The sequence below is a fragment of the Amycolatopsis sp. NPDC059235 genome (genome assembly GCF_042754125.1).
Taxonomy (GTDB): domain Bacteria; phylum Actinomycetota; class Actinomycetes; order Mycobacteriales; family Pseudonocardiaceae; genus Amycolatopsis; species Amycolatopsis albidoflava.
In genome coordinates this window covers 1-7,103 of sequence record NZ_JBHZAG010000179.1, presented here as the reverse complement: position 1 = coordinate 7,103, position 7,103 = coordinate 1, and the positions used below count along the sequence as shown (strand labels likewise).

The following is a 7,103-nucleotide window of genomic DNA, read 5'->3' as shown; positions in this document are numbered from 1 at the left end:
CTTACCACCCACACGCCGCCATACCACTTCCAAGTTGGTCTGGGGGGCTCGGTTATGTGTATAACAGCCTGGGGGGTGGTTATGCCGGTTAGAACCGGCATAACCACGCACGAGCCCTAATCCCGCGTAAACACCCGCTTGCCGCCGAACCACGTCTCCCGCACCGTGATCCCGGCCAGCTGATCTGCCGGAGTCTTGAACGGATCCTGGTCCAGCACCACGAAATCCGCCGACTTCCCCGGCGTCAGCGATCCCGTCACGTCGTCAAGGCCGCACGCCCGCGCCGAGTTCAGCGTGAAGACCTGGATCGCCTCGGCCAGCGTGATCGCCTGCTCCGGCCACAAACTCCCCGGATGCTTGCCGTACGGGTCCTGCCGGGTGATCAGGCCCTCGATGCCTTCCCAGGCATTCGGGGATTCGCTCACCGGCCAGTCCGAACCGCCGGCGACCAGTGCGCCGGTGTCCAGCAGGGCGCGGTTCGGCTGCATTCGCGCCGCGCGTTCGGCGGGGATCACCTGGGAGATGGCGTCCGGGATCACGCCGGGCACCCACAGGAACGGCGAAATGTCCGCCGACACGTTGAGCGTCGCGAACCGTTCCAGGTCGTCCGGGTGGATGAACTGTCCGTGCGCCACCTGGATTTTCGTCGTGTAGTCGCCGCGGGCGCGCAGGGCGCCGGCAGCGTCCAAAGTGGCCCGGACGGCCGCGTCGCCCGCGCAGTGGATCTTCGCCGAAAGACCGGCCGAGACCGCGACGTCCAGCCAATCCGCGAGCTCCTCCGGCGGCATCGTGACGTCGCCGCAGAAGCACTCGTGGTGCAGGTACGGCTCCAGGAACGCCGCGGTGTGCGCGGGCGGGGTGCCGTCGAGGAAGATCTTCACGAAATCCGGCCGGTGGTGCTCGCTGCGGTACTCCGCGGCGCGGTCGAGCAGCGGCTTGCCGATCGGGTCCGCGCCGAAGATCGGGTCGTTCACCAGCATCGACGACACTACCCACGCGGCCAGTTCCCCAGCGTCGTCAAGGGTTTTCAGCGCGGTGAGGATGTCGATGGTAGCGCCGGCGTCCTGGAACGCCGTGATGCCGTACGAGTGCAGGATTTCGATCGCCCGGCGCGACGCCTCGGCGTGCTGCTCGGCGGTGAGCGCGCGAGTGTCCCGCATCGCCCGCTCCACCGCCAAGCCCGCGGTCTCGATGAGCAAGCCGGTCGGCGCGCCGCTCGTCAGGTCGCGGTGGATCGTCCCGCCCGCCGGGTCCGGAGTGGACGCGTCGATCCCGGCCAGTTCCAGCGCCCGGCTGCTCGCCCACCGGTTGTGCCTGCTGTCCTCGATGAGCACCACGGGACGGCCGCCTGCCGCCTCGTCCAGCGCCCGCCGCACGGAATCGTGGCCGAGCTCGGAGGCCAAAGTGGACGGCCAGGCGCCGCCGACCACCCATTCGCCCGGGTCGAGTCCCGCTGCCCATTCCCTGACCGCGGCGAGGATTTCGTCGAGACCCGAGCCGCTTTTCAGGCGCAGCTCGAACAATTCCCGGCCGGCGAGCGCGTGATGGCTGTGCACGTCCACGAAGCCGGGCAGCACGAACGCGCCGCCGAGATCGAGGACCTCGGTGTCCGGGCCGGCTTCCGCGGTCGTCACCCGGCCGTTCTCCACCGCGAGCGAGGTCGCCCACGGCCGATCTTCGTCCACTGTGTACACAGTGGCGTTGGTGAGGAGCAGTTCAGGCGCCACGGGTCACTGTCCAGCGGGGTCGTAGTCCGGCGAATAGACGGTGTTGCTGAGCAGCCGGCCGTACGCGCCGAAGGTGAAGTGCGTCGGCGTCTTGCCGTCCTCGCCCAGCCCGAACAGCGAACCGTGCGACCGCAGGTCCCGCACGTTCCGGTGGTCGGCCACGGTCACCGACGCGCACGGGATGACCTTCTCCCGCCAGGTGAACACGTAGATCCCGGGCCGGATCTGGTAGACGGAGTTCTCGTCGGTGTCGGCGAGCCCGCGCTCCGGACCGGAGAGGCACTGCCAGCTGTACCAGTGCGGGGTGAGGTAGACGTGCTCGTACGCGTGCTCTTCGCTGTACACCCACTGCACGCGACGGCCGATCAACGCCGTGCTGGGCGCGATCTCCTCGCCGTGCGCCTCGCGGCCCTGGATGGTCGCGGGACGGAACCGTTGCGTCACCCGGGGAAGTCCGTCGCCGATCGTGCTGGTGATGACCAGCGCGCGGCCCTGGCGGACGTCCAGCAGCAGGCTGAACGACGTCTCCGCGCCGGGGTGGAACTGCACGTAGAACAGGCCGGCGTCGACCAAGAACGTCTCGGAAGCGGTCTCGCCGGTGGCGCCGTCCTCGTTCCACGACGCGCGGCCGCTGGTGAAGCTGATCGAGAAGGTGCCGCCGTCGGCACAGTCCAAAGTGAACGACTGGTTGTCGAGATCGTCCACAGTGGCCGCCTTGTTGGCGTCGAAGCCGGGAGCGAGACCGTCGAGCGGGAGCCAGGTGGAGGTGTCGGACAGGTTGGTCGCGGGCATGGAGCCATCCTCAGTGTTCATCGTCAGTGGTCACAGTGGCCGTGGGCGGCCGAGGGCAGGTCGAGTGCCGGGTTCCGGTCGCAGAACCCGTAGGGGCGCATCATGAATCCGGAGTAGTCGACCGGCATGACCGGCCAGTCCTCCGGACGCGGGATGTGCGTCGGGCCGAAGACGTGCCACAGCACGACGTCGGTGTCGCTGACGGAGCGGTCGGCCGCCGTCCACGCGGGCAGGCCCGCCCCGCCCGGGTGCGCGTTGGGGCGGTCGCCCGCCGGGAAGCGTTCGCCGGGCGCATAGGGCGTGACCCACAGGTGGTTCGTGGCGAACGTCGCGCGCTGGTAGACCGTCGATTCCGGTTGCGCCATCAGGGTCGCCGACGGCCGCGGCACGAGCTGGTACGCGGTCGGCGCGCCGAGCCGGTTGGTGTGTTCGGTGCTGCGGACTTCCCACACCCGCGCGGCCGCCGGGTTCGCGTTCCGCTTCGCTTCCTGTTCGGTGCGCAGTTCGGTGGCTTTCCAGGTGAAGGCGTTGCCGTACGGGTTTTCTTCGCCGATCGGGATGCCGACAGCGTCCACTTCGTACACCGAGTTGCGCTGGCCGTCGACGGCGAAGTCGAGCCGGGCGCAGAACAGGTGCTGGTGCACCGGAGCGAACAGGCCGGGCGCGATCTCGGAAGCGTGCGGATGCGCGGAACCTGGCTCGGCGGCGCCGGAGAAGACGATGCCGGTCGCCTTGGCCTCGCATTCGATGGTGCCGTCGAGGTAGAGGTACCAGAAGAAGCCGTAGTCGTAGTTGCCGATGGTGGAGATCGACGAGATCACCAGCCGGCGGGAACGGCGGACCTCGGCGTTGCCGTCGAGATCCGTGTGCTTCCAGAGGATCCCGTAGTCCTCCTCGTGCATGCAGATCGCGTTCGGCACGCGCACCGGCTGGCCGTGGTCGTCGGCGAGGAAGGCGTCGAAGTAGTGGATGACGCCGAGGCAGTCGCAGCCGAGCCGCAGGCTGTTGCCGTTCTTGCCGAGCAGGTACTCGCCGGCGTCGAAGTAGCTGATCCAGAACCGGCCGATCGAGGTGTCGCCGTAGGGGACGACCATCTCCGGCACCGACGCGCGATACAGCACCGAGCGGTCCTGGAAAGTCAGCTGGTGCAGAGTGAGGCCCTCGCGCGCGTTGAACCCGACGCGCAGCTGCCAGCCCTCCCACGTCACCAGCGAGCCGTCGACCTGGAAGCTCGGGCCTTCCGGTTGGGTGATCTCGATCGGCTTGAGCGTGGTCCGCGCGGGGTGGTGGCCATAGCGACCGGAGTCCTGGGGGACCGCAGCGTCGCCCTCGTCCTCGACCCGGAGCACGCGCTGTTCGGTGAGGTTGAGGTGCGCGACCAGGCCCTCGACCGGGCGGGACCAGGGGTTGTCGGCGTCGTCCTCGCGCAGGAAGGTGAGCGAACGGATGACCCGGCCGGTCTCGTCCTCGCGGCCGAAGTAGCCGGGGGCGAGCGGGGCGCAGAACGCGTGCTCGATGCGGTCGCCGAGACCGCGGCGGTGCATGGCCGCCTGCCACTCCGGGGAGGCCTTGGTGATGGCCTCGGCCAGGTCGTACTCCTCGAAGAGATACGGGGGCTGGCCCTCGCCGCACTTCTCGTGGCTGACCAGCGTCTCGCCGGTCACCGAGACGATCGCGTCGGCCGATTCGCCGGTCGCGGTGTCGAGCAGGGTGAACTGGATCCGGCGGTCGGTCTCAGCACCGGCCAGTACGGCGGCCTTGTCCGGCTCGACCGGGAGGACCTGCGGAAACCGGGTCGTCTCGGTGACGAGCCCCTGTGCCTCCAGCACGGCCCGGCCTGCCGCGAGCTCGTCGGCGGTCAGCGGGTCAAGGGGGTGGGGGTGTGCGTTGCTCATGGTGTCCCTTCGCGCTCCTCGCCGCAGTGTTCGCGGTGGCCCGGGGTTAGCGGTAGCCGGGCTCGGGGGGTCATGCGGTCGCTGACAACAAGGATGCACTCGCTGCCAATCCCCGGAAGGGCCGTTGCTGCAGGATTGCGCCATGCGACTGGACCTCGACGGCAAGGCCGTGCTGATCACCGGCGCCGCGTCCGGGATCGGGCTGGCCTGCGCGCGGGCGTTCCTGGCGGAGGGCGCGCGGGTCGGGGTGGTGGATCGGGTCCGGCCGCCGTCGCTTCCCGGGGAGGTCGTCGCGGCCCGGGCGGACGTCACCGACGAAGGGCAGGTCGCCGCGGCGGTGCAGCTCGTGGCGGAGTCGTTCGGCGGGATCGACGTGGTCGTCGGCTGCGCGGGGATCTCCGGGCCGGTCGGACGGCCGCTCGCGGAGACCAGCGCCGCGGACTTCGCCGCGGTCATGTCGGTGAACGTGCTGGGGCAATTCCTGGTCGCGAAGCACGCGCGGTCGTGGCTGGGAGACGGGAGCTCGATCGTTTTCCTGGCCAGCGATTCGGCGTTCGTGTGTGCGCCGGGGATGGTGCCCTACTGCGCGTCGAAGGGCGCGGTGGTGTCGTTGACGCGGGCGTTGTCGGTGGAGTTCGACGGCGTCCGGGTCAATTGCGTGTGCCCGTCGGTGGTCGATACGCCGATGGCGCGGGGGGACTTGGGAGATCTGCTGGACGAACCGGGATTTCCGGTGCAGGCGGCCGAGGAGGTCGCCCAGCAGGTGGTGTATCTGGCTTCCGCGCGGGCGCGGACGGTGAACGGACAGGCCTTGCTCGCCGACTTCGGCGTATCGGCTCGGTCTGGGTTTCCTGCTTGAAAGGGAGAAATGACGATGGCAGACACGCGGGTCGTGGCGATTACCGGCGGAGGGACGGGCATTGGGGCTGCGGTTGCTCGGCGGTACGCCGGCGAAGGCGCACAGGTCGTGGTTCTGGGCCGGCGGCGGGAGCCGCTGGAGAAGGTCGCTGCGGAGACTGGTGCACATGTGATCGCTTGCGACGCCAGTGTTCGCGAGGACGCGGAGGCGGCGATCGCGGAGATTCTCGAGAAGTACGGGCGGCTGGACGTGATCGTGGCCAATGCCGGCGGGCATGGGCTGTCTTCGGTGGTGGACACCGGGGACGAGGAATGGGAAATCGCGCTCCGGTCCAATCTTTCCAGTGCTTTTGTGTTTTGCCGGGCCGCGTTGCCTTCCCTGGTGGAGAGCGGCGGGCAGGTCGTGATTGTTTCTTCGCTGGCCGGGTTGTTCGCCGGGCCCAATGTCGCCGGGTACACGGTGGCCAAGCACGCGTTGATCGGGCTGACCCGGTCTATTGCCCGGGATTACGGGCCTCGCGGGGTTCGGGCCAACGCGGTGTGCCCCGGGTGGGTCCGGACGCCGATGGCGGACGGGGAGATGGAGGTGTTCGCCGAGGCGGCCGGCTTCGACGGCGGGCACGACGAGGGGTACCGGCGGGTGACTGCCGAGGTGCCGTTGCGGCGGCCTGCCGAGCCGGAGGAAATTGCTTCTATTGTTCGGTTCCTCGGGTCTTCGGAGTCTTCGTACATCACCGGTGCGGTGCTGGTGGCGGACGGCGGGGCGCACGCTGTCGACTTGCCCACGTTGGCCTTTGAGCGGGCGGGGATGTAGTCCGATAATGGCCGGATGACGTTCGAGGGGGACTGGGCGGCGAAGACAGCTGAGGCCAACCGGCGGTTCGTGGACAAGGCCGTGGTGATCGCCCGGGAAGTCGAGGTCCTGCTCGGCCATGAGGCCATGACGTATCCGCGACACCCGGTCGCGCGCGCACGCGATGCGCTCGCCGACCGGGTGTTCGCGATTCTGGCGGCGGCGCGCGAGGCCAGCCGGACCTTCTACAACGTCGAACAGTTGCCGGTCGCGGTCGTGTCCGACGCCTACGGCGACGACTGGGTCGACCAGGTGGCAGACGCTGTCGGCACGCTGGCCGCCGCGATGGCGCGGGCCGCCACCGTTCTCACCGGCGTGGTGGACAGCCAGTTCAAGGACGCCGACACGCAAGCGTGGGCCACCGGGGTGCTGGACGACGTGCGAAACGCCGCCGCGAAGGTTCTCCGCGAAGCCGCCGGTCAGCCGACGTGACGACTCAAGCCGAGGCCCGGGCCCGGCTGCTCGGCCATTTCACCGAAACCCTCCGCGCCCTGCCGCCCGGATCGGCACTGGTGCGGCGGCATCCGGACTTGCCCAACGCGGCCTTTCACCGCGGGGTCACCCTGTCCGACGATTTCGGCCTCGACGAAACCCGGCGGTTCTTCGACATCGCTTACTGGGTGCTCGGAGCCACCGCCGCGACGGCCGATCAGTACCTCGACCTGACGATGCGTTCGTGGCGCGACCGGGGCTGGGCGACGGAGTTCCTCGAGGATCCGCCGCCCGCCGGTTACGCGAGCACCTCCGACGGGTACGGGTTCGCGATCAGGTGCAGTATCGACGGGTACCTCAGCATGGCGGGGACTACGCCGGTCTTCGCCGCGGACTCTCCTGAAGGGGACCCGCTTCCCGACCGGATCGACCAGCCCGCCGCCTAACCGTTCCCCTCTTCCCGCCCGGCTCGGTGCACGCTGCGGAGGTGCCGGTTGGGGACCCCCCGGGTATAAAATTACCGAAAGGGTGCCCACAACGAAATAA

The 7,103-nt window shown here is 69.2% G+C and carries 7 protein-coding genes; 4 read left to right on the top strand and 3 right to left on the bottom strand.

Translation table 11 applies throughout. The annotated features are described in order from the left end of the window. Nucleotides 1-116: 116 nt before the first annotated feature. Genes ACFXI3_RS46945 through ACFXI3_RS46935 form a run of 3 tightly spaced genes read right to left on the bottom strand, consistent with a single transcriptional unit; the run spans nt 117 to nt 4,414 of the window. The gene (locus tag ACFXI3_RS46945; RefSeq protein ID WP_378408712.1) at nt 117-1,727 is read right to left on the bottom strand and encodes an amidohydrolase; all 1,611 of its coding nucleotides are present in this window, start codon (nt 1,725-1,727) and stop codon (nt 117-119) included. Between the two features lie 3 nt (nt 1,728-1,730). After that, nucleotides 1,731-2,519 (bottom strand): molybdenum cofactor biosynthesis F family protein, encoded by a 789-nt coding sequence (locus tag ACFXI3_RS46940; protein WP_378408710.1) that lies wholly within the window; start codon nt 2,517-2,519, stop codon nt 1,731-1,733. Nucleotides 2,520-2,542: 23 nt separating this feature from the next. Beyond that, nucleotides 2,543-4,414, bottom strand: a complete 1,872-nt coding sequence (locus ACFXI3_RS46935; RefSeq protein WP_378408708.1) for a primary-amine oxidase — start codon at nt 4,412-4,414, stop codon at nt 2,543-2,545. A 142-nt stretch (nt 4,415-4,556) separates the two neighbouring features. On the opposite strand from ACFXI3_RS46935, the gene ACFXI3_RS46930 reads away from it, so the two are divergent. From ACFXI3_RS46930 to ACFXI3_RS46915, 4 genes are read left to right on the top strand one after another with little or no spacing between them, the layout of a single operon-like run. Beyond that, nucleotides 4,557-5,273, top strand: a complete 717-nt coding sequence (locus ACFXI3_RS46930; RefSeq protein WP_378408706.1) for an SDR family NAD(P)-dependent oxidoreductase — start codon at nt 4,557-4,559, stop codon at nt 5,271-5,273. A 15-nt stretch (nt 5,274-5,288) separates the two neighbouring features. Beyond that, nucleotides 5,289-6,086, top strand: coding sequence for an SDR family NAD(P)-dependent oxidoreductase (locus tag ACFXI3_RS46925; RefSeq protein WP_378408704.1), 798 nt, complete (start codon nt 5,289-5,291; stop codon nt 6,084-6,086). 15 nt (nt 6,087-6,101) lie between these two features. Continuing rightward, entirely contained in the window at nt 6,102-6,557 is a 456-nt protein-coding gene (locus ACFXI3_RS46920) for a hypothetical protein (RefSeq protein WP_378408702.1), read from the top strand. After that, nucleotides 6,554-7,003 (top strand): hypothetical protein, encoded by a 450-nt coding sequence (locus ACFXI3_RS46915; protein WP_378408700.1) that lies wholly within the window; start codon nt 6,554-6,556, stop codon nt 7,001-7,003. Before ACFXI3_RS46920 ends, ACFXI3_RS46915 begins: the two co-directional genes overlap by 4 nt. The last annotated feature ends 100 nt before the right edge of the window (nt 7,004-7,103 follow it).

Excerpts from the sequence above, each read along its gene's own strand:
- ACFXI3_RS46940 (WP_378408710.1), bottom strand. The coding sequence starts at position 2,519 with ATGCCCGCGACCAACCTGTCCGACACCTCCACCTGGCTCCCGCTCGAC.
- ACFXI3_RS46935 (WP_378408708.1), bottom strand. The coding sequence starts at position 4,414 with ATGAGCAACGCACACCCCCACCCCCTTGACCCGCTGACCGCCGACGAG.
- ACFXI3_RS46930 (WP_378408706.1), top strand. The coding sequence starts at position 4,557 with ATGCGACTGGACCTCGACGGCAAGGCCGTGCTGATCACCGGCGCCGCG.
- ACFXI3_RS46925 (WP_378408704.1), top strand. The coding sequence starts at position 5,289 with ATGGCAGACACGCGGGTCGTGGCGATTACCGGCGGAGGGACGGGCATT.
- ACFXI3_RS46920 (WP_378408702.1), top strand. The coding sequence starts at position 6,102 with ATGACGTTCGAGGGGGACTGGGCGGCGAAGACAGCTGAGGCCAACCGG.